The sequence below is a fragment of the Rheinheimera oceanensis genome, assembly GCF_018831085.1.
Lineage (GTDB): Bacteria > Pseudomonadota > Gammaproteobacteria > Enterobacterales > Alteromonadaceae > Alishewanella > Alishewanella oceanensis.
Genome location: NZ_JAGPNM010000038.1, coordinates 1 through 1,118, shown reverse-complemented (window position 1 = coordinate 1,118; position 1,118 = coordinate 1). Strand labels below are relative to the sequence as shown.

Sequence of the window (1,118 nt, the reverse complement as noted above, 5' to 3'; positions counted from 1 at the left end):
AAAAGTAAGGCACCGAGGACAATTGCAATATCAGCCAGGTTGAAGGCCGGCCAATGCCAGTCTCGCCAATAGAAATCAAAGGAATCCACAACATAGCCGCGAAAGACCCGGTCAATCAGGTTGCCCATGGCGCCACCGAGGATAAGACTGTAAGCGATGGCTTCTCCTTTATGACGATTTTCAAGGATCAGCTTGATCAGAAAAATCGAGACCACTACCGCGATTCCGATAAAAAAGTAGCGCTGCCAGCCTCCACCATTCGCAAAAAGACTGAATGCGGCACCGGTATTCCATACGTGTACCCAGTTAAAGAATGAGGTCACTGAAATAGACTCGCCATATGCCATTGATTGTTGCACCAGCCATTTTACGGCCTGATCAGACGCTGCCAGCAGGCCGGAGATGGACAACAGAGCGTACGGTGACAGATGTTTGCCAAAAATGGACATTGCTTAATCCTTGAGCGCCAGAATGCGTCTAGCACCGTTAAGTACAATTACCCCCGCGATGGTGCCGATAATCAGATCCGGATAATTGGACCCGGTCCACGCGACCAGAGCGCCGGCGGTGATGACCCCCAGGTTGATCACCACGTCGTTGGCCGAGAATATCCAGCTTGCCTTCATGTGCGCCCCGCCTTCCCGATGTTTGGATATGAGCAGCAGACAACTGGTATTGGCAATCAATGCGACGAATGCGATAGCCATCATCACCAGCGATTCAGGCTCACTACCGAATACAAAGCGTCTCACCACCTCTACGAGCACGCCCACAGCCAAGATCAGTTGCAGTACACCAGCAAGATGCGCGGCACGTACCTGCATTTTCACGCTATGTCCAACCGCATAAAGGGCAAGCCCGTACACCGCCGCATCGGCAAAATTGTCCAGGGATTCTCCAATCAGGCCGGTGGACCGGGCGATCAGACCGGCAGTCATTTCCACCACGAACAGAAGTGCATTGATGCCGAGCAACCAGCGCAGGGTCCCGGATTCTTGCTTAGCAGAAGCTGCCGAAAACTCGGCGGCCTTGATGGTCTCCGGATTTGCAGCGACGGTTTCCTGAAGCGAGGCGCCTAGCCCCAAGGTCTTCAGTTTCGAGGTGACGGGCTCGACCTC

At 53.7% G+C, this 1,118-nt stretch carries 2 protein-coding genes; both read right to left on the bottom strand.

The window, feature by feature from the left end:
- Window positions 1-449 (bottom strand): signal peptidase II (gene lspA / locus J3B89_RS20975; RefSeq protein WP_215768312.1); only part of this gene is annotated, 449 nt, incomplete at its 3' end.
- Window positions 450-452: 3 nt separating this feature from the next.
- A partial coding sequence (locus J3B89_RS20970; RefSeq protein ID WP_252349455.1) for a cation efflux transmembrane domain-containing protein occupies window positions 453-1,118 on the bottom strand: 666 nt, incomplete at its 5' end.